This window comes from Streptomyces sp. NPDC047515 (genome assembly GCF_040643055.1).
In the GTDB taxonomy this organism is placed as follows: Bacteria; Actinomycetota; Actinomycetes; order Streptomycetales; family Streptomycetaceae; genus Streptomyces.
Window position 1 is genome coordinate 1 of record NZ_JBEYTM010000036.1, and the last position, 23699, is coordinate 23699.

Below are 23699 nucleotides of genomic sequence, written 5' to 3' on the forward strand. Positions count from 1 at the left end.
GATGTGACGATCGGGCCCTCCGCTTGCCCGCACACTCTCCACAACGACGCATCAGCCGCCAACCAAAGCTGACGACCAATCACGAAAGATCGAGGTTAGACGGGGCCGGTCGGCCCCGCCAGGGGCCACATGGCCCCTCCTGCGCTCCTGCCGCACAGGCCAGGCTGAGAGCAGATCGCATACGTGCAGTAATCAGGAGGTTCCCGCAATGCCGCGTCTCGTGACAGTCGGCGTCGACGGCGCCCCGGAGAGCCGTGCGGCCGCCGTACGGGCCGCCCGGGAGGCGTCCTTGCGGGAGGTGCCGCTGAGGCTGGTCCACGTCATCGACTGGCCCATCAGCACAGCTGTCCCGCGGCTGGATCGCGAGACGGCCGGCCGATGGGCCGATGAGGCACTCGCCGAGACATTGGGTGACGTACGCCGTCGGCACCCACATCTGGAGATCACTACCCGGAGGCTCTCCGGCAGACCAGCCGGTGCCCTGGCCGTCGAAGCAGCCGATGCCGACCTGCTCGTCCTTGGTTCGCGCGGCTTGGGAGGCTTGAAGGGCTTCCTCGTCGGTGCGGTGGGCACAGCGACCCTCATAGCCACCGAAACACCTGTAGCCCTTGTACGGGCGGCGGATGAACCGGAGAACACCGGACCCGCCCCGTACGGCGAAATAGCCGTGGGTGTCGACATCCACGAAGCTCCCGACAGGGTTCTCGCCTTCGCCTTCGAAGAGGCCGCCCGTCACAGTTATGTCCTGCGGGCGATCCACGGGTGGGCACTTCCTCCCGCCTACAGGTTCTTCCCATTCCTCGACTCCGACGGCGAACGGGAAGCCGCCCGGAAAGCCGCGCAGATGCTCGCCGACCTGCTGCTGCCCTGGCGCCACAGATTCCCCGCGGTCAGCGTCAGCCAGACGGCGTTCATGGGATCCGCGAGCAGTCAACTTGTCCGCGTGGCTGCGGGTGCGGACCTCCTCGTCATCGGCCGGCACCTGCGCGGCTCTCCCCTGGGCGCGCACCTCGGGCCGGTGGCGCATGCCGTCCTGCATCACGCAGCCGTCCCTGTGGCCGTCATCGCCCACGGCTGACGGCCCTGCACGAAAGGTGAATCGGACCATGATGCATCGCACTGTGGCCGAAGTCATGACCCGGAACGTGGCTACCGCCAGCCCCGAAGCGACGCTCAAGACGGTCGCCTGGAGCCTCGCCTACAACGATGTCTCGGCCCTGCCCGTCGTGGATACCCACCGTCACCCCATCGGTATCGTCTCCGAAGCCGACCTGCTCCGCAGGCAAGCCGGCCTCCCGGACGCTGAAGGCCGTGATCAATTGCGCGGGACAGCGGCCGTGGACCGCCACACCATGGACGCCCGCACCGCCGGGGATCTGATGTCCACCCCTGTACTGACGGCCCGACCCGAGTGGGGCATCGTCGAGACAGCGCGCTTCCTGAACGAGCGCGGCGTCAAACGTCTTCCGGTCATCGATGACACTGGCGCACTCGTGGGCATCGTCAGCCGCTCCGACCTGCTGCGCCCCATGCTCCGCCGAGACGACGCCATACGCGATGAAATCGTCGACGAGGTACTCGGCCACACTCTCCGCATGACGCCCGGCGGCGTGACCGTAACCGTTCAGGAAGGAGTCGTCACCCTGAGTGGCGGAGTCGAGGAACGCTCAACCATTCCCGTCATCGAACTTCTGTGTCTCTCCGTCGACGGCGTCGTCAGCGTCGACCAGTCCCTCGAATACGCCGTAGACGATCTGGCACCGCATCCAGATCCGGTGCGCGGCACCGACAACTCCTGAGCACGCCATGGGACGGAAAGAGCCAACCGCTCCCCAGCGGTTCCCGATCGTGCGGTGCGCGGCCATCAGCCGCTGCTCCACATCCTCGAAAAGGCTCCTCCCGTCCATTCCATGAAAGCACCCGGTCATGCCCGGGCAACAGGGCCGAACAGTCCCCCGCGGACCCCGGGTGGTCCTACCGCCGGCCGAGAAGGGTGCCGACGCTCGGACGTACAGGGCCTGGTTCTTGGAGGAACTATGAAGCATCTGCGTATCGTCGACGACGTGATGACGCACGCCGTCATCTCGGTCAACCGCGGAGCACCGTTCAAGGACGTGGTCAGGGCCATGCGGCAATGGCGTATCAGCGCCCTGCCTGTCGTGTCGGACGAAGGACGGGTCGTCGGCGTGGTCTCCGAAGCGGACCTTCTGCTCAAAGCGCAAGGCAGGGATGATTCCCGCGCCGTTTCCGCCGGTCAGTTGATGACCGTACCCGCCGTGACGGTGCCCCGGAACGCGAGCATCGCGGGTGCGGCTCGGCTGATGGCCCGCGGCCACCTCAAGCGGCTGCCGGTCGTTGACGACGGCGGAAGCCTGGTGGGCGTGGTCAGCCGGGGTGATCTGCTGAAGATCTACCTCCGCCCGGACGAGGACATCGCCCAGGAGCTGCGTGAGCTGATCATGAGTCGGCTCATCCCGGCGGGCTCGGCGACCGTGTACGTCCATGTGTCCGACGGCGTCGTCCATCTGAACGGCACCATCCCCGATCCGTCACTCAGTGATGTGCTGGTGCGTGTCGCGCGCACGGTGCCGGGAGTCGTGGACGTGGCGGCCCGGTTCGACGCCGAAGTTCCGGCGTGAACGTGAAGGAGACGACGATGAGGCATCGCAGTGTCTCCGACCTCATGACGCCCACGGCTGTCAGCGTCCAGCGCGGCACGACGTTCAAGGAGATTGCCCGGCTCCTCGACGAGTTCGGTGTCAGCGCCGTGCCCGTCGTGGACGAGAACGGATGTCCCGTGGGCGTCGTTTCCGAAGCGGACCTGCTCCGCAGGCGCGACTCCGGGAGCGGCGCGAACGCCGCAGCCGACCTCATGAGCCACCCTGCGATCACTGCGGCGCCCGGGTGGAGCGCCGTCCGCGCCGCCCGCGTCATGGAGAAGCACCAGGTCAAGAGGCTCCCCGTCGTCGACAGCGAAGGCCGGCTGATCGGGGTCCTGAGCCGCAGCGACCTCCTGCAACTCTTTCTGCGCAGGGATCACGCGATCCAGGAGGAGATCCTCGAAGACGTCCTGACCCACACGCTCCGACTCAGTCCCTCGTCGCTGACCGTCGAGGTCGCCGATGGTCTCGTGACCCTCAGCGGCACGGTGAGCCGACACAGCCTCGTCCCCATCGTCCTGCGTCTGTGCCGGAGCGTCGACGGAGTCGTGGACGTGATCGATCGGCTCGACTACGAACAGGACGACCTGCCGGTCGACGAACGAACGGACACCCGTCGGCAGAAGACGACCTGACGCATGGACACAACCGCGAGTTCATGACCCGTGAGTTCGTGACCATCCCGGGAACGCCGCCTCCAGGCATTCGCGACTCCGTCGACCGCGAGCAAGCCCTTGTCCAAGGAAGTCCATCATGAACCAACGCATTGTCGTCGGCCTCGACGGATCCGCAGAAAGCGTCGCAGCGGCCCATTGGGCCGCGCGGGAAGCGCTCCTTCGCGACGCGCCGCTGCACCTCGTTCATGCCGAAGAATGGTTTTCGCCCCTCAACATTCCTGCCGCCAGGTCCGATGCGCGCCGCCAGTGGGCGCGGTCCCTCCTTCGCGAGGCTACTGAGGAGCTGCTGGAGAAACACCCCCAACTGGATATCAGCGCCGAATCGTTCGACGGCCGACCGGCCGACTCACTGGCCGGTGTCACAGCAAGCGCCGGCATGCTGGTCCTCGGCTCCCGAGGACTGGGAACGCTCACGGGTTTCGTCCTCGGCTCTGTCGGTATGGCAGTCATCCACGGCGTGGAAAGGCCCACTGTCCTGGTGCGGGCGACAGAGGACACAGTGCCGCACGCCCGGGGAGAGCACTCGGACCGTGACGTGGTCGTGGGCATCGACATCGGCCGGCCGTGCGACGCCCTGCTCGCCTTCGCGTTCGATGAGGCAGCACGGCGAGGCTGCACGCTTCATGCGCTGCACAGCTGGATGCTGCCCCCTCTGGCCGGGTCCGGGGCGGCGTACAACCCGGAGGTCAATGCGCATGTCGCCCAGAGCATGACCACCGGCCTGGACGACATGCTGAAGCCCTGGCGGGACAGGTACCCAACGGTCGGTCTCGACGTACAGGTGACGGTCGGACATGCCTCCGATCAACTCCTGGAGGCAGGTTCCGAAGCAGGCCTCGTAGTCGTTGGCCGCCGCATCCGCCGCTCCTCGGTCGGCACGCGTATCGGTCCGATCACTCACGCGATCCTCCATCACTCCACCGCACCCGTCGCCGTCGTCGCTCACGAATAGGGTCCCGCAGCGCCGCGCCACGAAATCCGTCCCCTCCTGGCAGCCCATGACACGCGGCCGTACACCGTCCGTACCTCCATCAGGATGATCAGGATGTGCGTGACACGGGCCGACATCAGACCATGGCGGCGCTGCGGGTTCCGGTGCGTGCGTCGAGCCCAGCGCCACGGTTCAGGAGCGGGTCGTCACGACTCGCCGCCTTCACCGGCCGTAGTTCTCTTCACGGGGATGCTGCGTGTGGTCTCGGCTGTCTCGGGTTCCAGCTCCACACGCACGGTGAGGATCCCGTCCTCGTATTCTGCCTCGACTCCGTCGGACGGAATCTGGGCCGGGAGACGCACGGTGCGGTGGAAGGAGCCGTAGCGGAACTCCGAGTGGTCCTTCTCCTCCTTGCTCTCGGCGTGCTCGGCGCTGACGGTGAGAGTGTCGCCCTCGGCCGTGATGTGGATGTCCTTCTCCGGGTCCATCCCGGGAAGCTCCGCACGCAGCGTGTACTGCCCCTCCTGGCTGGTCACCTCGATCGGGATCGGGTGGACGTGAGGCATGGGCCGCCACATCGGGAAGCGGGGAAAGTCGCTTCCGAACCAGTCAGGGAGGTCGGGGAAAATGCTGCGCCTGCGTTCCATCTGGCTTCCGGACATGATGTCCTCCGTTTCCAGCGCCTCAGCGGCGCCTCTGTTCGGTGTCTGGTTTCATTTACCGTCGCTGGGCGACAGGCCCGATTGGGGCTGTCGGGTCCCGAGTGGGGCCGTTCGGCTCTCCTCACGCAGGTTCATTTCGGCAGCAGCCACGTGCCGTTTCACCGTGGCGAAGCTGTCCGGCGTCACGGAGATCGAGTCGATGCCGGTCTTCACCAGGAATTCCGTGAAGGCGGGGTCGTCGCTGGGACGCTGGCCGCAGAGGCCGACGGTGCGGCCGACGGTCTGGGCGCGCGAAATGAGCAACTGGATGCTGTCCGTGACCGCGGGGTTGGTCTCGTCGAAGACATGGGCGAGGGCTTCGGAGTCGCGGTCGACACCCAGGGTCAGCTGGGTCAGGTCGTTGCTCCCGACGGAGAAGCCGTCGAAACGCTCGGCGAAGTCCTGGGCCAGGATGATGTTGGAGGGGATCTCCGCCATGACGTAGACCTTGAGGCCGCGCTCGCCCCTGCGCAGACCCAGTTCGGCCATGACGTCCAGCACCCGGTCGGCCTCTCCGGGGGTCCGGCAGAAGGGAATCATGACAATGACGTTCGTCAAGCCCATCTCGTCGCGAACCCGGCGCAGGGCTCGGCATTCCAGAGCGAATCCTTCGCGGTAGCCGTCGCTGTAGTAGCGGCTCGCGCCGCGCCAGCCGATCATCGGATTCGCCTCGACCGGTTCGAAGGCCCGGCCACCGAGCAGACGCGCGTACTCGTTAGTCTTGAAGTCGCTGGTCCGTACGACGACCGGGTCGGGCCAGCGGGATGCGGCGATGCGTGCCACGCCGTGGGCCAGTCGGTCGACGAAGTATTGGCCGCGGTCGAGGTGGCCCTCGGTGAGCTGCTTGATGACGCAGCGGTCGTGCTCGTCCACCCTTTCGGGGTGCAGCAGCGCCATGGGGTGGGCCTTGACCTGGTGGGCGACGATGAACTCCAGGCGCGCGAGCCCGACCCCGTCGGCAGGCAGACGCCACCAGCGGAAGGCGGCGGACGGGTCGGCGAGATTGAGCATCACGCGGGTCCGGGTGGCAGGGAGTTCGGTGAGATCGGTCTCGCGCTCCTCGTAGTCCAGCTGCCCCGCGTAGACGTGGCCCCGGGTACCTTCGGCGCAGGAGACGGTCGCGTCCTGGCCGTTGTGCAGTACTTCGGTGGCCCGGCCGGTGCCGACGACAGCGGGTACGCCGAGTTCGCGGCTGACAATGGCGGCATGCGAGGTCCGGCCGCCGTGGTCGGTGACGATCGCGGCGGCCCGCCTCATGACCGGTTCCCAGTCCAGGTCGGTGATGCCGGTGACGAGCACCCCGCCGGTAGGGAAGCGGTCGAGATCCACCGGCGCGTCAAGGGCGATGACCGGGCCTGAGCCGATGGCCTCACCGACCGCGATGCCTTCGACGAGGCTCTGCGCCGGAGTGGTGGTCAGGCGGCAGCGGCGCAGCGTCGTCGTACGGCGGCGGGACTGCACGGTTTCGGGGCGGGCCTGGACGATCGCCAGTTCTCCGGTCAGGCCGTCCTTGGCCCACTCCAGGTCCATGGGGCACCCGTAGTGCTCTTCTACGGTCATTGCCCATTCGGCCAGCAGTCGGACTTCCGCGTCTGTCAGAACACGCCACGAGCGCTCCTCCGCAGTCGTGTCGACGGTGCGGGTGAGCCCGTGCTCTCCATAGACCGCCTTTCTCCGCTTCGCTCCGATCCGGACATCGATCACGGGATCCAGTGCCGGATCCTTCAGGCTCGGCTTGAAGACCGTGTGCTCGTCGGGGTCGACCTGGCCGCTGACGACGGTCTCGCCCAGGCCCCACGCCGCGCTGACCACGATGACCTCGGGGAAGCCGCTCTCGGGGTCGAGAGTGAAGATCACGCCGGCGCCCGCGAGGTCGGAGCGGACCATGATCTGGACGCCGACGGAGAGAGCGACCGAGAGGTGGTCGAAGCCCATCCGTTCCCGGTAGTCGATCGCGCGGTCGGTGAACAGGGAGGCATAGCAGCGGTGGCAGGACCGCAGCAGCTGGTCGGGCCCGCGCACGTTCAGGTAGGTCTCCTGCTGGCCGGCGAAACTCGCCTGGGGCAGGTCCTCGGCGGTGGCGCTGCTTCGCACGGCGACCTCGGGATCGTCACGGCCCTGGTCGCGCGCGAGCTGCTCGTACGCGGAGACGATTTCGGTCCGCAGCCCGGCCGGCAGCGGCTCGGCCATGATCATCGACCGGATCGCCGCCCCCACCTCGTCCAGCACGGCCCCTGCGTGCAGGCGCCCTATCTGCGCTGCGATCCGTGCACGCAGCCCGTGGCTGTCGAGCAACTCCCCATACGCATCCGCCGTCGTCGCGAAGCCAGGAGGCACCCGCACGCCCGCAGCAGCCAGGTGCGCGGCCATCTCCCCCAGCGAGGCGTTCTTGCCACCGACACGGCCGACATCCTGCCGACCGAACTCCGCGAAAGGTACGACGCGTCGCGTCATTGCCATGATGTCCTCCGCCGTAGGTGCGGGTGATCGCGGGCTTCAGTAGCGCATCGGCCGGCCGGATGGGGTTCGCAGATCCGGCTGCGCGGGCTTGCGGGGCTGTCTCGGCCTGATCTGGGTCCGGATGCGCTGCATCGTTGTCACCTCTTCGGGGGGCGGAGCCCGGAAAAGCGTCCGACTTCCACGATCGCCCCGGAAACGTCGCCGCCGAAGTGCCAAGTGGGCCATAGCCGGGAGGGACCGAACGGCCCATGGCCGGGGGTCGGCTCGGATCTGGTGGCCGCCGGACCACGACGGCTTCGCGAAGAGGCGTCCGTCCCTAAACACCGCGGTACAGGTGTTCGAGGTCAACGAGCAGGACCTCTCCGCGCGCGTGCGCCGCATGCAGCTCGGGGCTGAATCCCGAAGCTCCGTAGAGGGCCGGGCGGACACGGCTGAGATCCTCACGGGAATCGAGCGCGTCCAGTATGTGCCTCAGGCGTTGCAGATGGTGGATGTCCATGCCGGTGTGCCAGCGTGCGAGCCCCACCGACAGAAGGGGGCCTCTCATGTGGCCGTCCCGTCGGCGGACCACGACCTCGGCGTCGAGCCCGGCAGTCGCCGACGGGTCGCCGAGGGAGCCGTACGACGCCGTGCCACGTTCGGCACCGAAGGTGGCCGCGGCCGCGAAGTGGGCTGCCCAGTCCCGGCAGACCTGGGCGAACCGGGGCCCGGCGACGTGAGTGTTGAAATCGGTTCGCGCGTCCTCCCACACCGTCTCGGCGTCACTCTGTTCGAGAGCCGCCCTGCGCGGACGTGCCACGGCGTGCTCGAATGCGAGGAGCGGGTCCGCGATGTGGTGACGTGTGATCCCCGGCTGCAGTCCGTCCGTCTGCGATCGGAGTAGACCATGGTCACGGAGGACGGCCAGAGCGCGCGAGGCATCAGTGAGCTGCTGTCCCAGGAAAGTGGCGATTTCGCCGTGGGTCGTGCAGCCTTTGGCCAGGGCGGCGAGTACGGAGTGAAAAGTCCCGCGGTTCCAGGGCCCGGTCTCCTCGTCGAGGAGGTGGCGGGCTTCGTGGAACAGTGGCGTGCGCGGATTCAGGACGGTGCGGCAGACCCAGGCGTCGAAGTCGTCACGATCGACGGGAACGTCGTTGCCCACGTAGTCGTGCCGGTAGGCGGGCGTACCGCCGACGACCGTGTAGACGAGAAAGGCGAGCCTCGGGTCGTCCATGCCCCACAGTTGCGCTGCCTTGCGGAAGTCCAGGGGCTGAATGTCGAGCTTCAGAGCGGCAAGGGCACGCAAGGACGAGGAGGAGGCGAACAGCCGGGTCATGACCGGTGCGGTCTCACCACCGAGCAGCAGTCGCGCACGGTTTTCCAGCGGCGGTCTGTCGAGGTGCCGGAGGGCACCGTGGATGATGGACGGCAAGGCCGGGCTCGCGGCCACAAGGTCCGGGAACGAGTCGATGATGACGGGCAGGGGCCTGGTGTCACCCAGCGCCAGCAAGGCGTCGAGGCCCTCCTTCCAATCACACCAGTGGCTGGGCCGTGCGACCTGCCGGTATCGCGCGTACTCTTCGCCCGCCCTGCGCAACGCCTCGGTTTCGGTGGCTTGCTGGCCACAGAAATAGAACCCTCCCGTGGCTCGTGCCACCGATTCCAGCAGGAGCGTCTTGCCCTGGCGAGGCCGCCCCATGACGACGCCCAGGCCCGTTCCCGGGTGCGGATCGCTCGAAAAGGACATCAGGGCTGCCCATTCGTCATCCCTGTCGAAGAGGCGATCGGGCTTGGCCGACCGCTCGGGGCCCACGATCGAGGTCTGTTGCTGTCCGTGTACGGCATTCACACCATGCACCTCCGGAACCAGCTGAGGGCTATTTCATTCTCGGCCTCGTGGCCGTCGGGCGCTCGCTGTGCCGGCCCTCGTCGTCCCGGCGGGCCGCGCGAAATCCGTATGAAGTCAGAGCACGGGCAGACGGAACCAACGTTGTTCGCCCGCGGCCACGGTCACCAGCCGCTCACCGGGGAGGCATACGCGCAGAGGGGGTGTGAGCCGGGAGTGCGGAACACGGATCCCCAACCGGCCCGGAAGGAGACGGACACGGATGTCCCGGTGTCCGTGGTAACAGAACGTGAACGTGCAGCGTGGCATCTCGCGGAGCGGGGTGGGGTCGATGCGGAGTCCGTCCGGGCCTGCCTCCAGACCCGCGAGGCTCCGTTCGACGAGATCGAGGGTGCCGGCCATGGCCCCGAGGTGGATGCCTTCCCCGGTGGTGCCGCCCTGAATGTCTGCCACGTCGCCGAGCAGGGCTTCCTCACAGTACCTCCAGGCGTCCGAGCCTCTCTCACGAGCGAGCACCCAGCCATGCACCAGGCTGCTGAGACTCGAACCATGACTGGTACGAGCCAGGTAGTAACTGACCGTCCGGTGCCACACTTCGTCATCGAGGCGGTATCCGAGACGGTCGAAGAGGGCCCGCAGCTCGGCGGGGCGGAAGAGATAGCCGAGCATGAGTGTGTCGGCCTGTTTGGATGCTTGATAGCGGTTGACCGTGTCCCCCTCGGACTCCAGGATCCGGTCGATGCGGCGGATGTCGCAGTAGCGGGAGCGGTAGGCGTCCCAGTCCAGTTCGGCCAGCTCGCCATAGCCCTCGAACTGGCTGATGACGCCAGCGTGGAACGGCACGTATATGCGGCGGGAGACGGCCTCCCAGCGGCTCAACGTCTCGTCGTCCAGGCCGATTCGCTCAGCCAGCTCCCGCCGACGGGCCGCAGGCAGCCCGTCGAACACCTCAAGTGCACGTGCGAGCGACCAGGCGGCGGTCACGTTGGTGTACGCGTTGTCGTCTATCCCAGGTGCAGCTGCCTCGGGGTAGGCGTCGTGGTACTCGTCGGGGCCCACCACACCGCGGATGCGGTAGCGGTCGCGATCGGCGTCGTACGTGGCGACGGCGCCCCAGTAGCGGGCAATGTCGAGCATCAGCTCTGCCCCTGGGCCCTGGATGAACCCGGTGTCGCCGGTGCTCTGCCCGTACCGCCAGATGTTCCAGGCGATGGCCGAGCCGACGTGGCGCTGCAAGTGCGAGTGGTCGGGCAGCCAACGGCCGGATCGGGGATTGAGGTGCAATGTCTGTGTCTCCTCCGCACCCGAACTACCGCTCTGCCAGGGGAACATCGCTCCTCGAAGACCCGCCCGCCGGGCTGCGGAACGGGCTGCGGGCAGCCGGCGGTGCCGGTACATGAGAAGGCCCCGTGCCACCTCGGGAAAGTGCAGGGTGATGTAGGGCAGCACGAACAGCTCGTCCCAGAAGACATGCCCTCGGTAGGCCTCGCCGTGCAGGCCCCTGGCGGGTACTCCGACGTCCAGCTCGGCTGTGTGCGGGGAGAGGGTCTGCAGGACGTGGAAGAGATGAAGCCTCAGGATGCGACCCGGTTCGCCGGGCACCTTCAGTTCGCCCTGGCTCCACAGACGTTCCCAAGAAGCACGGTGGGAAGTGAGCAGTGCGGTGAACGTCGGCGCATGTGACACGTGCTCGACGGCAAGTGAGAGGAGATCGCCCGGAGGCCGGTCCAGCGAGGTGTACAAGGCGGCGCACTTCACGACGGCCACGGAATGCCCGCGGGAGAGCGGCAGCCTGAGTCTCTGGGCCGTTTCGGACTGCGTGCAGCGCGCTCCCACGGCGACGAGTGGCCGCGACGACGTTCTGACGGCGATGGCGATCCGGATCCGGGACGAACGGGTCCGGCAGGACAGCCAGGCCACGCCGTCCGCTTCCACCCCGGCGCGGTGGGCGGTGAGGTGGCGGCCGTTCAGGCCGCGGTAGCGCTCGACGCCGGCGTTGGTGACGTTGCCGTCGATGATGGACTCGACTTCGATCGCCCCGCTCCAGCCGTACCCGTGGAAAGTGGTCCTCTGGATGGCGAGATATGGATCACTCATGTGGACGAACCTGGTGTGGGTGACGCCGAGTCGACGGCCGTGACCGTCCTGGAAGAACAAGTGGCGAGTGAGAACGCCGCCTCGCAGGTCGAGCGAGACACTGCAGCGCCGCACGCTCGGATCGTCGGGCGTGAGCCACTCCCCTGCCGGCCCGTCGTCCGGCAGGCAGCGGTAGCGCAGGCGCGACCAGTCGGGCAGGTTGACCATGTCCTCGTTGTAGACCTGTTCTCCTGCGATGTCCGAGGAAAGCCGGTTGGAACACCCGGCAGCGTAGGTCCCTGGGTAGTGGGCGGTGTCGGTGGTTGACTCAGGCGCGGCCCCCCGGGTGGCGAACCTGCCGTTGCCGAGTGTGCACAGAGCCTCGACAGTGCGCTCCTTCTTCGGATCGTAGCCGCTGAAGTCCCAAGTCCATTCCGTGCTCATGACCACTCTCCGCAGTTCTCCGGCGTTCCGTCGGGGTGAGTCGGTCACGGACACCGAGGTGCTTTCTGGGTAGGCCGACATGTGAAGTGCGGCCCCTGCCGCGGTACAGGTCCACCCGCACCTGGTGAGACCTGGGGCCTTGGCGAGCGGCCGACAGCCCCGGACCGGTCGGCCCGGCGGGCACTTCGACGGCGGCGGGTCCGGGCCCGGTCCCGCTCGTGGTCTTCACACCCACTCGGGCTCAGGGCTGAGCCGGGGCGGTGATCTCGTTGTGCTGCGGTCCGCCCAGCGCCACCTTGAGGGCACCGGTGTCTCCGGCGCGGGAGAACACGTCGTAGGCCTCGTCCATCTGTCCCAGCTCGAAGCGGTGGGTGATCAATGGGGACGAAGCCAGCCGCCCGGCGGCCATCATGCGCAGCAGCATGGGTGTGGAGTACGTGTCGACCAGTCCCGTGGTGAGGGTGATGTCCTTGATCCACAGGTCTTCGAGGTGCAGCGTTGCCGGCTTGCCATGCACACCGATGTTCGCGACACGGCCCCCGGGCCGGACCATGCGAGTGCACATCTCGAAGGCCTCGGGCATGCCGACGGCTTCGATGACAACGTCCGCGCCGAGCCCCTCGGTGAGGTCGTCGACGAGTTGTTCCGGTTCCTCGGCCGCGCTCGCTGTCGCGTCCGCGCCGAGGGAGCGTGCGGCGGCCAGTCGGGATTCGGCGAGGTCGACCGCGATGACACGTCCCGGGCTGTAGAGGCCGGCGCAGACGATGGCGGCCAGTCCGATCGGGCCGGCGCCGACCACGACGACCGTATCGCCAGGTCTTACACCGCCGTTCAGCACGCCGACCTCGTAGGAGGTCGGGAAGATGTCGGCGAGCAGTACGCCGTCATAGCTGTCGATGGAGGCCGACAAAGCGTACACGGACAAGTCCGCGAAGGGGACCCGTACGTATTCGGCCTGGGTGCCGTCGATGGTGTGGCCCAGTACCCAGCCACCACCGCCACGGCATTGGCCGTAGTGGCCCTCACGGCAGAAGCGGCACCGGCCGCACGGGGATATGCACGAGATCAGGACACGGTCGCCGGGACGGGCCGTACGGACGTCGGCCCCGGCCTCGACCACGGTGCCGACGGCTTCGTGCCCCAGCACCCGGCCGGGAGTCACCTCGGGCACGTCGCCTTTGATGATGTGCAGGTCGGTACCGCAGAGGGTGACGACGTCGACGCGGATGATGGCGTCGGCAGCGTCCTGGAGCGCGGGGTCCGGAACGTCCTGCCATGCGGTTTGCTCCGGTCCCTGGAAAACGAGTGCCTTCACGACGTCGCCCTCTTCCGGTGTCTCCTTCGGTGAGGTTCTTCCTCAGGCTGACCCGGTGTCGGCCCGTCGTACATGGGCCGGTCGGTCCCTGCTGAGACCGGGTGGGCCCCTCACGCCTCCGGCGCCGGGAGTGCGATGGTGAAGACGGTTGCCACCCATCGAAGGAGCGGCGGTCATGTCCGAGACAGAGCCCGGTCCGGCCGCGCCCGCGTCGAGACCCGCGCTGCTGCGCTTTCTCGGGGGCGTCCGGACCGTCACCGGCAGTAAGTTCCTCATCGAGAGCGACCATGCCCGGGTCCTCCTCGAATGCGGCCTCTTCCAGGGCTTCGCGGACCTGCGCCGCCGCAACTGGGCGAAGCTGCCGTGCGACGCCTCGTCCATCCACGCCGTGGTCATCACCCATGCCCACCTGGACCACTGCGGCTACCTGCCCCGACTGGTCCGAGACGGCTTCCGGGGACCGATCCTGACCAGCGCCCACACTGCCCGGCTCGCCGAGATCGTGCTCCGTGACAGCGCGCGCCTTCAGATGGAGGCGGCCCGGCACGCCAACGAACACGGCTGGTCCAAGCACCGGCCCGCCAGGCCGCTCTATGACGAAACCGATGTCGACACCACCGTGAGATTCTTCGATCCTGTCCCGGTCGGCAGCCAAGTCGAGATCATGGCGGGCACCCGGCTCGTGCTGCACCACGGTGGACACATCCTCGGCTCTGCCTGGGCCCATCTGACCCTTGAGGACGGCCACACCCTCGCCACCAGCGGAGACCTCGGCCGCCCCGGCCACCCGCTGCTGCTGCCGCCGGAGCCGTTCACCGGCGCCGACGTGCTGCTGATGGAGTCGACGTACGGCGACCGCCGTCACGAACCCGACAGAGCGCGGGCCGAATTCGCGGCTGTGCTCGCACGTACGCTCGCGCGCGGTGGTACCGCCGTCATCCCTGCCTTCGCGATCGACCGCACCGAGGTCGTCCTGCATGAGCTCGCCGGGCTGCGCGAAGCCGGGGTTCTGCCGCGGTCCGTTCCCGTCCATGTGGACAGTCCCATGGCGCTGGCCGCGCTCGACGTCTATCGCGAAGCTCTGCGTGCCCGGTCCCCCGAGATCAGGCCCGAGGTTCTTGCCCGCGGTGAGGAAGCGATCAGCCCGGACCCGTTCCTGGCCGCCCGAACCGTCCAGGAGTCCATCGACATCAACAGCGCGCCCGGTCCCGCGGTCATCGTCTCGTCGGCCGGCATGGCCACCGGCGGCCGGGTCCTGCACCACCTCCACCGGCTCCTGCCCGATCCACGCAATGCCGTCGTCATCGTCGGGTTCGCAGTTGCCGGCACCAGGGCCCGCGATCTTGTCGATGGTGCCCGCACGCTCAAGATGTTCGGTGATTACGTCCCCGTACGCGCGGAGGTGGCCGACCTTCCGCATTTCTCGGCACACGCCGACTCCGACCAGATCATGGACTGGCTGCGCGACGCCCCCGCACCGCGCACGACCTACATGGTCCACGGCGAGGAGTCGTCGTCCGACGCCCTGCGTGACCGGATCGATCGTGAGCTGGGCTGGACAGCGGTCGTACCCAGGCCCGGGGAGGCCGTCCTGGTCCGCTGACCCGCGCCGGACGGCTGGCGCGACAGAGCAACGCGATGCTCCGCCTCACTTCGTTCACCCCGGGTGCGAAGCTGCGAGTGAGAGAGGGGAGGCACACCATGAAAGCCATGGAGCCCCCGCTCGTCGCGGATTCGACGCCATGGCCGTATCGGACCTGCCCACCCATGCGGCAGCAGTCGGCCGCTCACTCGCATACACCGAGGAACCTGCCATGACCTCCGCCTGCTACACCGTCAACGACGTCATGACGAAGAACGTCATCACCGTGACCCCTGACACGGAATTCAAAGAGATCGCTGCCTGCATGGAAAAGTGGAAGGTTGCTGCCGTGCCCGTCGTGGAAGGCGAGGGCCACGTCGTCGGCGTCGTCTCCGAAGCCGATCTGCTCCCCAAGGAGGAATTCCACGGACACAGGATCGGCTTGATCGAGCAGATGTACCGCCCGGGCGACACCGCCAAGGCCGGCGCGGTCCGGGCCGAGGAGCTGATGACGAGTCCCGCCATCACGGTGAAGCCCGAGGTGCCCCTTCCACAGGCCGCCCGGCTGATGGCCTATCAGCGCGTCAAGCGCCTCCCGGTCGTCGACGCCGACGGCAACCTCAAGGGCATTGTCAGCCGCGCCGATCTCCTTAAGGTCTTCCTGCGCTCCGACGACGAGCTCGCTGCCGAAATACGCCGCGAGGTCGTCAACCGGCTGTTCCCCGCCTCATCCGTGAAGGTCAGCGTCACCTGGGGCATGGCCACGCTCACCGGTCGTGTCCGCGACGCCACTCTCATTCCCGTCGCCGCCCGCCTCGCTCAGTCCGTGGAAGGCGTGGTCGGCGTGGACTGCCGACTCGAAGGAGAGGCATCCGACTGAGCCCAACAGCGGACGTGCTCTCGCTGAGGAGCCCATCCGGCCCGGCTCAAGGGGACGAACGGCCCATACGTACTGGGCAACGGTCCACTCCATGCTGAAGACATCGACCGTTCCCGACTCCCCGGGAGACCCGATGCTCACCAGAACGCTCGGCGACACCACATTGACCGACCTGGTCGCCGATGCCACCGCCGCCCCGTCCATGCACAACGCCCAGCCCTGGCAGTTCCGCTACACCCGGGCCGGTCGGACCCTCACCCTCCTGGCGGATCTCGACCGCGCGATGCCGGAGGCCGACCCCGCGACCCGCGCTCTGCACGTGGGCTGCGGCGCGGCCCTGCTGAATCTGCGGGTGTCCGCCGCCCACCACGGCCTGGACGCGGTCACCGCACTGCTGCCCGAACCATCCGACCCGACCGTACTGGCCCACGTCCGGCTCGACATCCACCCCGACGCCCCCCGGAAGCCTGAGGACGAAGCCCTCGCCTCTCTCCACCCCGCGATACGGGAACGCCACACCAGCCGCTACCCGTTCGACGAACAGGCGATCCCCGAGGACATCCGCGCACACCTCGCCGCCGCGGCCCGCGCCGAGGGCGCAGACTTCGCGTTCCTGACCCCGACGCATCTGGAGACCGTGCTCGAACTGATCCGCGACGCAGAGGGATACGACCGTAGGGATCCGGCACGCGATGCCGAGCAACGGCACTGGATCCGGGACACGAAGACCGAGACACCCGTCGACGGAATCCCGGACTACGCGTTCGGCCCCCGCGATGCCTCCGAACGGGCGACCGTGCGCGATTTCGCGGGCACCGCCGTCTTCGCCGGCCGGGTCCGCGTCCTGTTCGAGAACCGGCCCCAGCTCGCTCTGCTGAGCACCCCGGGCGACCGTCCCGGAGATTGGCTGCGCGCCGGTCAGGCCCTGGAACGCGTCCTGCTCACCGCCACACTCCACGCGGTGTCCACCTCCTTCGCGACACAGCCCCTCGAATGGCCGGACCTGCGATGGATCCTGCGTGATCCCGTCTTCGGCACGGGACACCCACAGATGATCATCCGCCTGGGATACGGGCCCACAGGGCCACGCACGCCACGTCGCCCCCTGGAACGGGTACTGACGATCGAACCGTAGAGTCCCGGGCCGTATGCATCGAGGCAGGCGGCCCCCCGAGCAGGAAAGGCGGTAGAAGCCATGCAGCTCCCGATAGTCGTCGGAGTGGACGGATCGGCAGGCAGTCTGCGCGCCCTGGACTGGGCAGCGGCGGAAGCGGCACGCTCACAACACCCCTTGCGCATCGTCCACGCGTCGCTGTGGGAGCGCTACGAAGGCATGCGTCCCACCTTCGACACCGAGCGTCCCGCCGAGCAGGTCCTCGCCGAGCATCTCGTCGCGTCCGCGCAGGAACGCGCGCAACTCCTCGATGCGGACCTGGACGTGGTCGCCGACGTACAGCCCGAAGATCCGGTGAAGGCACTCGTGCACGAGAGTCACGAGGCAGCCATGGTCGTCCTCGGCTCCCGCGGCCGCGGGAGGATCGCCGGGATGCTCCTCGGATCCGTCAGCCTCGCCCTCGCGAATCGGTCACATTGTCCGGTTGTCGTGATTCCGGCGATGGCACCGAGCTCTCAGCCGAAGCCGGGCCGCGTCGTCGTCGGGATCGGCGATGCCGAAAGGCCGACAGCAGCCGCCCGTTTCGCACTCGCCCAGGCGATATCGCGCCACGGCGAACTGATCGCCGTACGGGCCTGGCGCTGCCCCGCCCACGAGACTGCGGACCATCCACTCCTCTCGGGCTCCCCGGCTTCCGCACACCGCCAGCGGGCCGAGGAGCACCTCGATGATGTCCTGACGGTACTGGACCGGACCGGTTCCGAGGCCGCCGTCCACCGTTCGGTGGAGCAGGGACCCGTACACCAGATACTGATCGAGGCGGCCACCGGCGCGGAACTTCTGGTCGTCGGCACACGAGGTGCCGGCAGGCACCACGGACTGCGCCTGGGTCCGGTGAACCACTCGGTGCTGCACTACGCGCCCTGTCCCGTGGCCGTGGTCCCGGACACCCGCTGAGCGCGATACCGGTCCTCTGCGATACCGCTCCTCAAGGGGCGCTTCCCGTTCAATAGGTGAGGACACTCAGGGGTGGGGAACGAGTGCGAGTGGTGCAGCACAGCATGAGTCATATGGCCGAGCGGAGAGCCGATGGAGCGGGAACGCTCGCGGTGGCGTGCACCATCCGCAGCGGCTGACTACGTGCGGCGGCCTCGCCCACCGCACGACCCGCATCGCGTGATCGGAACCACGGTGCCGACCACGACGGGACCCGTCATGGAAACGCCGGGTTGAGTGCTCTCTGTGGTCTCTTCTTGAAGTTCCGTACCCGAGGCGCGGCGAGCACCGGCTTGCTACCGGTTTCGAAATTGCTCGGACAGACCGGCCTCCACCTCGTCCCACTCCTTCTCCCACCCCCGGTACCTGAGAATGTCCACGAGCTTCGTGAAGCTTTTCCACGCTGCGATGAAAAGTCCCGTCGCCACTACGAAGGTCCCTGTTGCCGTCATCCATGCAGATGCATCGGCCGCACCGGGCGTTGTGGGTGCCCTGCTGGTGGCCACGCCTTGAGCAGTGATCCAGATCGGTACGGCCGTACCGGCCGGGCTGCCCGCCCAGACGCTGACCACTGCCGTGCGCTCGGTACCGTCCGGCTGCGTCCACCGAACGGGGGCACGCACCGTTGTCTGTGCTACGACAGCTGCAGCGGGGGCGCCCGCGTCGGAAATCAGCCGCGCCTCCACCTTCCTCATATGGGGAAGTGTGTTGACACGATGTGTCTCGGCGTCGTACGCCGCACGGCCCGTGGCAGCCGACACCAGGGGTGCTGCCATCAGGAAAACCACGACCAAGAGCACCCTGCCCCAGCACTGGATGCGATCCGATGCTCGGATCGGCAGCCCGCGCGCGCTGGGCGCTTCGTGTCCCTGTCCTTCTTCTCTATCTCCGGGGTGCGTTTCGTCAGTCATGGTCTGGCCTCGTTCCCCTGCGACAACGGACTCTGCCCGCAGTGCATCGCGAAGCGTGTGAGCAGAAGCGCGTACCACCACCCTGCACATCCCGCACGGCTCGTGGCATGGGCTGAGTGGGGCGTGAGACCGGGCCGGTCGGCCCAAGCGCCATGCATCCTTAACGGCACACGATGGAGTGGACGACGAGCACGCGGAATATTGGCGGGCCTGACGGCCGGATCAGATTCCCTCGAAGGATGTGTGCAGCATGGTCCACGGAGAAAGCCACTCATCGGACAGCAAGCCGGACAGAGCCCCATTGGGAGACCTGGGCCGACGGGTGTCGATGCGCCGTAAGGAGCTCGGACTCAGCCGAGAGGCAGCGGCCGAGCGGGCCGGTTCGGCACCCGGTTACATCCAGTACGTCGAGGAGCTGCAGGCCACACCCGGCATAGGCTTTCTGCTGCGGCTGGCCCAAGCGCTGGAGACCACTGTGGCCGAGCTGACCGGTAGCACGACGGAGCTTCCCCCTGGTATCGGCCGCGCCGGCTATCACACCGAGTTGCTCGAACTCGGCCCTCAGGAGTGTCGCCGGCTGTTGTCCACTCACGGAGTGGGCCGGATCGGTGTGACGACGGACGACGGGCCGGCCATCCTGCCGGTCAACTACGTCGTGGACGGTGACCGGGTCGCGTATCGCAGCGCCCACAACACGCTGCCCGCCATCGCCGCGGATCACTCGGTCGCCTTCGAAGTGGATCACATAGATGAGGCTCTGAGCCAAGGGTGGAGCGTCCTCCTCCTCGGTACAGCGGCAGCCGTCACCGATCCTGAAGCCGCGCGCAGGCTGGACGACCTCGCCTACACCACGCCGTGGGCCGGCGGCCGTCGGGATGAGTGGCTGACCATCACCCCCACACGCATGACCGGGCGACGCATTCACGTACTCGAGAGCCACGCCCCTCGGACCGGTGACGGTCCCCGCGATCTCTCGACCTGACGCCGAGCCGCGACAGGCCTACGGCGAAGCCGAAGCGCAGGATGCCACAGGTTCTGGCCGTCGCCGTGCGGGGTGGGGTGGGGCGTGGGGCGGATTCCGTAATGCGCATCACAACCGAGCGCTCCCTCGGAACCGCGCATATCGTTCACAGCAGGTGGTCGGGCACGTGACCAGGGCGGCGGCACGTGCGGCCGCCGCGGCTTGTCAGGGACATCACGCCCGGGATGTCGCCACGGACGGAGGATTCCATGTCATCGACCAGGAGTCTGCTCGACGTGCTCCCGAGCGAGGGCCGGGCGCGTCTGCTCGCCGAGGCGGCCAGGGAGGTGCCGCTGGTCCTCGACGCACGTCTCTTCGAGGAGGGCAGACGGGCCGACCGCTTCTGGATCATCCGCTCGGGACGGGTCGAGGTCGATCTCCATGTACCCGGCCGTCGTGCGGTGGTCGTGGAGACAGTGGGCCAAGACGACCTGTTGGGCTGGTCCTGGCTGTTCACCCCGCACGTGTGGCACCTGGGTGCGCACGTGATCCAGGCGGGACAGGCCGTGGAATTCGATGCCGCTGCCGTCCGCACGCTGTGCGAGGACGATGCGGTGCTCGGTCGGGCGGTGTACAAGTACGTCGCCGAGACGGTGGCGAAGCGACTGTACGGAACGCGGACAAGACTGCTGCAGCTCTACGGTCCCCAAGCCGACGCTCCCGATGTCTGACGGTCCGGGGTAGGGGGCCGTCCGGCCCTGGTGCGTGCTTACTACGCCGCCCCACGATGAGTGGGGCAGGACTGCGCAGCACATCACAGCGAGGAGGACACCATGAGCGACGAAAGGGGGTTCTCGGCGCAGAAGCCGATCCGCGTGTTCCTGCTCGACGACCACGAGGTCGTCAGGCGCGGGGTGCAGGATCTGCTGGACGCTGAACCCGATATCGAGGTCGTCGGCGACGCCGGCACAGCCGATCACGCGCTGGCCCGCGGCCCGGCTCTCCGTCCCGACGTCGCGATTCTCGATGTTCGGCTGCCGGACGGTGACGGGATCACGGTCTGCCGTGAGCTGCGTTCACGGATGCCGGAACTGGCTTGTCTGATGCTCACCTCGTTCGACGACGACGAAGCGCTGCTCGACGCGATCATGGCCGGCGCGGCCGGCTACGTACTCAAGGAGATCAAGGGTTCGGACCTTGTCTCCGCCGTCCGCACACTGGCTTCCGGGCGCTCGACCCTCGACCCGGCGACCACGGCACGGCTGATGAACAGCCTGCGCGAGGAGGAATTCGGCACTGAGCCCGCAGAGGACGACGCGCTGTCGGGGCTGTCGCCCCGGGAGAAGGACGTCCTCGCTCTGATCGGTGACGGGCTGACCAACAGTCAGATCGGCAAGCGTCTCTACCTGTCGGAGAAGACAGTCAAGAATCACATCTCCCGTCTGCTGGCCAAGCTCGGGGTCGAGCGCCGCATCCAGGCCGCCGTGCTCGCCGCGCACGCCACGGAACACTCCCCATCCGGTGCTGGGCACCATCGGAGGTAACCGTGCGGCCCCGATGGATCAGGAAATCCGCAACGGCACCCGCCAGTTCAGCCGGATGCCGCCCTGCCCCGACGCTTCCACGCTCATCTCGCCGCCGAGTTTCTCGGCGCGCCGCACGAGGTTGTCGAGCCCGCTCCGGGAACCGCCGTGCTCAGGCATGCCCACACCGTTGTCGGACACGACGAGGGCCAGTGCCCCCTTGCCCACCACCAGCGAGACGTCCACCGCCGTCGCCCGTGCGTGGCGGGCGACGTTACTCAGCGCCTCGCCGAGGACCGCGATCACCTGCTCGGCGATCTCGGCCGGGACATCCGTATCGATGAGCCCTTCCATCCGTAGCGACGGCTGGAAGCCCAGGGTCCGTGCGGCCTGCTCGACCGTGGTCGCCGTCCGAGCGCGCAGCCCCTGGCCGGCCCGGCCCGAGTCACGGGCGCGGAGGCCGAAGATGGTCGACCGGATGATCTTGATGGTCTCGTCGAGATCGTCCACGGCGCGCAACAGCCGCTCGGTCGCCTGTGGCTGTTCCACGAGCCGCACCACGCTCTGCAGGGTCATTCCGGTGGCGAACAGCCGTTGAATGGCCAGGTCGTGCAGATCCCTGGCGATGCGGTCGCGTTCCTCCAGCAGGGCGATCTGCTCGGCGGACTCGCGCCGTTCGGTGAGTTCCATCGCCAGGGCGGCCTGCCCGGCGAACGTCAGGAGGGGCGCGGTCTCCGAATCGGTGAAGGCGGGACGGCCCTGTACCCGGGCCAGCAGCAGCACCCCACGGGTCCGCTCTCCTGTCACCATCGGGACCGCGACAGCCGGGCCGAGCCCTGTCCACCTCGGGGGGCCGGCGGTGATCCTGGGATCGTCTGCGACATCGAGGCTGGTGATCGGCTCGCCCGCGTCGAGAGCCGCCCCGGCGAGCGATCCCTCGCGGGGCAGGATCAGGCCGCTATGCATCTCGGCGTCCATGCCCGACGCCAGCACCACGCGCAGGGACCGGCCCCCGGCGGGAAGCGCGAGAACTCCGAGATCCGCCCCGAGAATACGCGAGGAGTGCTCGACGATCATGCGCAGGACATGTGAGTCGTCCACCTCGCTCAGCAGACCCGCAACGATCTCGCTGTTGGCTTCCTGCCAGCGTTGACGGTCGCGCGTCTGCGTATACAGGCGGGCGTTCTCGATGGCCACTCCCGCTGCCACCGCGAGGGTCGAGAGCACGGTTTCGTCCTCGGCGTCGAATGCGCGGCCCCCCCGTTTCTCGGTGAGATACAGATTGCCGAACACCTCGTCGCGCACCCGGATGGGAACTCCCAAGAACGAGTGCATCGAGGGATGGTTCGGCGGAAACCCGTAGGACGACGGATGCTCGGAAAGTTCCCCGAGCCGCAACGGCTCGGGGTGGTGGATCAACTCGCCCAGGATGCCGTGCCCTTCGGGCAGGGGACCGATGGCCTCGCGCTGCTCCTCCGTGATCCCCACCGGCAGGAACTGCGTGAGCCGGGTTCCCTCACCGACCACGCCCAAGGCCCCGTACTCGGCATCGACCACGACGACTGCGGCCTCAACGATCCGGCGCAGCACCTGCGGCAGGTCGAGCCCCCGGCCCACCGACATGACGGCCTCCAGCAGCAGGGCCGCTTCGGCAGGGCCACGCTTCACGACATCGAGGCGCCCATGGAGGTCCTCCGGCAACGTGCTCAGCCGATGGCGCTCCTCGCCGCAGCGGTCAGTTCCGTTGTCGCTCACGGTGCCTCCGTCGTGACCGCCGCGGATCCCGGGCGGGCCACACCTCCACGGTAATGGGCGCACACCGAGCGGCACCTCGTGGACTGCAATCGGCTCAGCTCGTACAGTCGGGCATTTCCTCCGGACGGTGACCAAAGTCCGTGGGTGGCCGGGATCGGTCATGCCGTAACGGTCCGCCAGGCAGCCTTCGACGATATCGCTCCCGCTGCGGCAGGCGGATCGCCGGGTCAGTCACGGGACGAGCCCTCGGTGATCAGTCCGGCAGCCACTGGATGAGCCGCGAAGAGGCGTGCCCCGGTGCGGGCCGATCGGCCCAGTCCAGGGCGACAGCGGTACGGCAACCGTGGAGACTGAATTGGGGATGCACCTTTAAGGAGCTTTCGTGGTGGCGTTTCGGGACTTCCTGATGCGGTTTCGTCCGGCTGGCTCGCCGGGCCCGGCAGCCACAACGGGTGTGCCCGCAGATCGTTCGGCGGACCTCACAGCTGAACTGGGCCCAGTGCTCTCGCACCTGGGTCAAGCCGAGGCCGAGGCACAACAGATCCGCGAAGCGGCCGCTCAGCAGGCGGAACAGAACCGACGGGCCGCTGTCGACAAGGCCGAGGGGATCGTGAGGCTGGCTCGCGTCCGCGCCCGTGAGGTGCGGACGGAGAGCGCCGCGCATGCCTACGGCCTGGCCAAGACCGAGGCGGCGGAGTGTCTCGCGGAGTCGGAGCACACAGTCGCACTGCTGAAGCGCCGAGCGCAGCAGCGCATGGCTTCCCTCGTCGACCGCACGCTGGCGGACATCGGACAGATCGGCGACTCGGTGGTGCCCGCAGGGGAACGCGCCGGGGGGAGGTCTCGGTGGCAGCGGGATGGGTCGCGGGGGTGACCCGGGCCAGAGCC

The 23699-nt window shown here is 68.0% G+C and carries 20 protein-coding genes; 13 read left to right on the top strand and 7 right to left on the bottom strand.

The window, feature by feature from the left end:
* Positions 1-208 precede the first annotated feature (208 nt).
* The 5 genes from ABZ826_RS25940 (at position 209) to ABZ826_RS25960 (ending at position 4289) form a co-directional block, all read left to right on the top strand.
* Positions 209-1078: a universal stress protein gene (locus ABZ826_RS25940; RefSeq protein WP_361452867.1), complete on the top strand. Its 870-nt coding sequence runs from the start codon at positions 209-211 to the stop codon at positions 1076-1078.
* A 28-nt stretch (positions 1079-1106) separates the two neighbouring features.
* Positions 1107-1799 (top strand): CBS domain-containing protein, encoded by a 693-nt coding sequence (locus ABZ826_RS25945; RefSeq protein ID WP_361452870.1) that lies wholly within the window; start codon positions 1107-1109, stop codon positions 1797-1799.
* Between the two features lie 237 nt (positions 1800-2036).
* Positions 2037-2639 (top strand): CBS domain-containing protein, encoded by a 603-nt coding sequence (locus ABZ826_RS25950; RefSeq protein ID WP_361452873.1) that lies wholly within the window; start codon positions 2037-2039, stop codon positions 2637-2639.
* Positions 2640-2656: 17 nt separating this feature from the next.
* Positions 2657-3295, top strand: coding sequence for a CBS domain-containing protein (locus tag ABZ826_RS25955; RefSeq protein WP_361452875.1), 639 nt, complete (start codon positions 2657-2659; stop codon positions 3293-3295).
* Positions 3296-3413: 118 nt separating this feature from the next.
* A complete protein-coding gene (locus ABZ826_RS25960) occupies positions 3414-4289 on the top strand; it encodes a universal stress protein (protein ID WP_361452878.1) in 876 nt (291 codons plus the stop codon).
* 185 nt (positions 4290-4474) lie between these two features.
* Here the strand turns inward: ABZ826_RS25960 and ABZ826_RS25965 are convergent, their stop codons facing one another.
* From ABZ826_RS25965 to ABZ826_RS25985, 5 genes are all read right to left on the bottom strand, one after another.
* Complete coding sequence (locus tag ABZ826_RS25965) at positions 4475-4930, bottom strand: Hsp20/alpha crystallin family protein (RefSeq protein WP_361452881.1); 456 nt, start codon at positions 4928-4930, stop codon at positions 4475-4477.
* A 51-nt stretch (positions 4931-4981) separates the two neighbouring features.
* On the bottom strand, positions 4982-7423 hold the full coding sequence (gene ppsA / locus ABZ826_RS25970) for a phosphoenolpyruvate synthase (protein ID WP_361453078.1): 2442 nt from the start codon (positions 7421-7423) through the stop codon (positions 4982-4984).
* A gap of 322 nt (positions 7424-7745) precedes the next feature.
* Positions 7746-9257: an ArsR family transcriptional regulator gene (locus ABZ826_RS25975; protein WP_361452884.1), complete on the bottom strand. Its 1512-nt coding sequence runs from the start codon at positions 9255-9257 to the stop codon at positions 7746-7748.
* 114 nt (positions 9258-9371) lie between these two features.
* Positions 9372-11774: a glycoside hydrolase family 65 protein gene (locus ABZ826_RS25980; RefSeq protein ID WP_361452887.1), complete on the bottom strand. Its 2403-nt coding sequence runs from the start codon at positions 11772-11774 to the stop codon at positions 9372-9374.
* Positions 11775-12015: 241 nt separating this feature from the next.
* Positions 12016-13089: a zinc-dependent alcohol dehydrogenase family protein gene (locus tag ABZ826_RS25985; protein ID WP_361452890.1), complete on the bottom strand. Its 1074-nt coding sequence runs from the start codon at positions 13087-13089 to the stop codon at positions 12016-12018.
* A gap of 175 nt (positions 13090-13264) precedes the next feature.
* Between ABZ826_RS25985 and ABZ826_RS25990 the strand changes: the two genes are divergently transcribed.
* The 4 genes from ABZ826_RS25990 (at position 13265) to ABZ826_RS26005 (ending at position 17622) form a co-directional block, all read left to right on the top strand.
* Positions 13265-14692 carry an MBL fold metallo-hydrolase gene (locus ABZ826_RS25990; protein WP_361452893.1) on the top strand — a complete coding sequence of 476 codons (1428 nt, stop codon included), beginning with the start codon at positions 13265-13267 and terminating at the stop codon, positions 14690-14692.
* A 211-nt stretch (positions 14693-14903) separates the two neighbouring features.
* Entirely contained in the window at positions 14904-15551 is a 648-nt protein-coding gene (locus ABZ826_RS25995) for a CBS domain-containing protein (RefSeq protein ID WP_361452896.1), read from the top strand.
* Between the two features lie 133 nt (positions 15552-15684).
* Positions 15685-16686, top strand: coding sequence for a nitroreductase (locus tag ABZ826_RS26000; RefSeq protein WP_361453081.1), 1002 nt, complete (start codon positions 15685-15687; stop codon positions 16684-16686).
* A gap of 60 nt (positions 16687-16746) precedes the next feature.
* The gene (locus ABZ826_RS26005) at positions 16747-17622 is read left to right on the top strand and encodes a universal stress protein (RefSeq protein ID WP_361452899.1); all 876 of its coding nucleotides are present in this window, start codon (positions 16747-16749) and stop codon (positions 17620-17622) included.
* 335 nt (positions 17623-17957) lie between these two features.
* Here ABZ826_RS26005 and ABZ826_RS26010 read toward each other — a convergent pair whose 3' ends face one another.
* The gene (locus tag ABZ826_RS26010; RefSeq protein ID WP_361452902.1) at positions 17958-18356 is read right to left on the bottom strand and encodes a hypothetical protein; all 399 of its coding nucleotides are present in this window, start codon (positions 18354-18356) and stop codon (positions 17958-17960) included.
* A 466-nt stretch (positions 18357-18822) separates the two neighbouring features.
* Between ABZ826_RS26010 and ABZ826_RS26015 the strand changes: the two genes are divergently transcribed.
* The 3 genes from ABZ826_RS26015 (at position 18823) to ABZ826_RS26025 (ending at position 21077) form a co-directional block, all read left to right on the top strand.
* Positions 18823-19554 (top strand): pyridoxamine 5'-phosphate oxidase family protein, encoded by a 732-nt coding sequence (locus ABZ826_RS26015; RefSeq protein WP_361452905.1) that lies wholly within the window; start codon positions 18823-18825, stop codon positions 19552-19554.
* 248 nt (positions 19555-19802) lie between these two features.
* A complete protein-coding gene (locus ABZ826_RS26020; RefSeq protein WP_361452908.1) occupies positions 19803-20264 on the top strand; it encodes a cyclic nucleotide-binding domain-containing protein in 462 nt (153 codons plus the stop codon).
* Positions 20265-20366: 102 nt separating this feature from the next.
* Positions 20367-21077 (top strand): response regulator transcription factor, encoded by a 711-nt coding sequence (locus ABZ826_RS26025; RefSeq protein ID WP_361452911.1) that lies wholly within the window; start codon positions 20367-20369, stop codon positions 21075-21077.
* An 18-nt stretch (positions 21078-21095) separates the two neighbouring features.
* Here the strand turns inward: ABZ826_RS26025 and ABZ826_RS26030 are convergent, their stop codons facing one another.
* On the bottom strand, positions 21096-22973 hold the full coding sequence (locus tag ABZ826_RS26030; RefSeq protein WP_361452914.1) for a GAF domain-containing protein: 1878 nt from the start codon (positions 22971-22973) through the stop codon (positions 21096-21098).
* Between the two features lie 337 nt (positions 22974-23310).
* On the opposite strand from ABZ826_RS26030, the gene ABZ826_RS26035 reads away from it, so the two are divergent.
* Entirely contained in the window at positions 23311-23685 is a 375-nt protein-coding gene (locus tag ABZ826_RS26035; protein ID WP_361452917.1) for a hypothetical protein, read from the top strand.
* Positions 23686-23699: the final 14 nt, after the last annotated feature.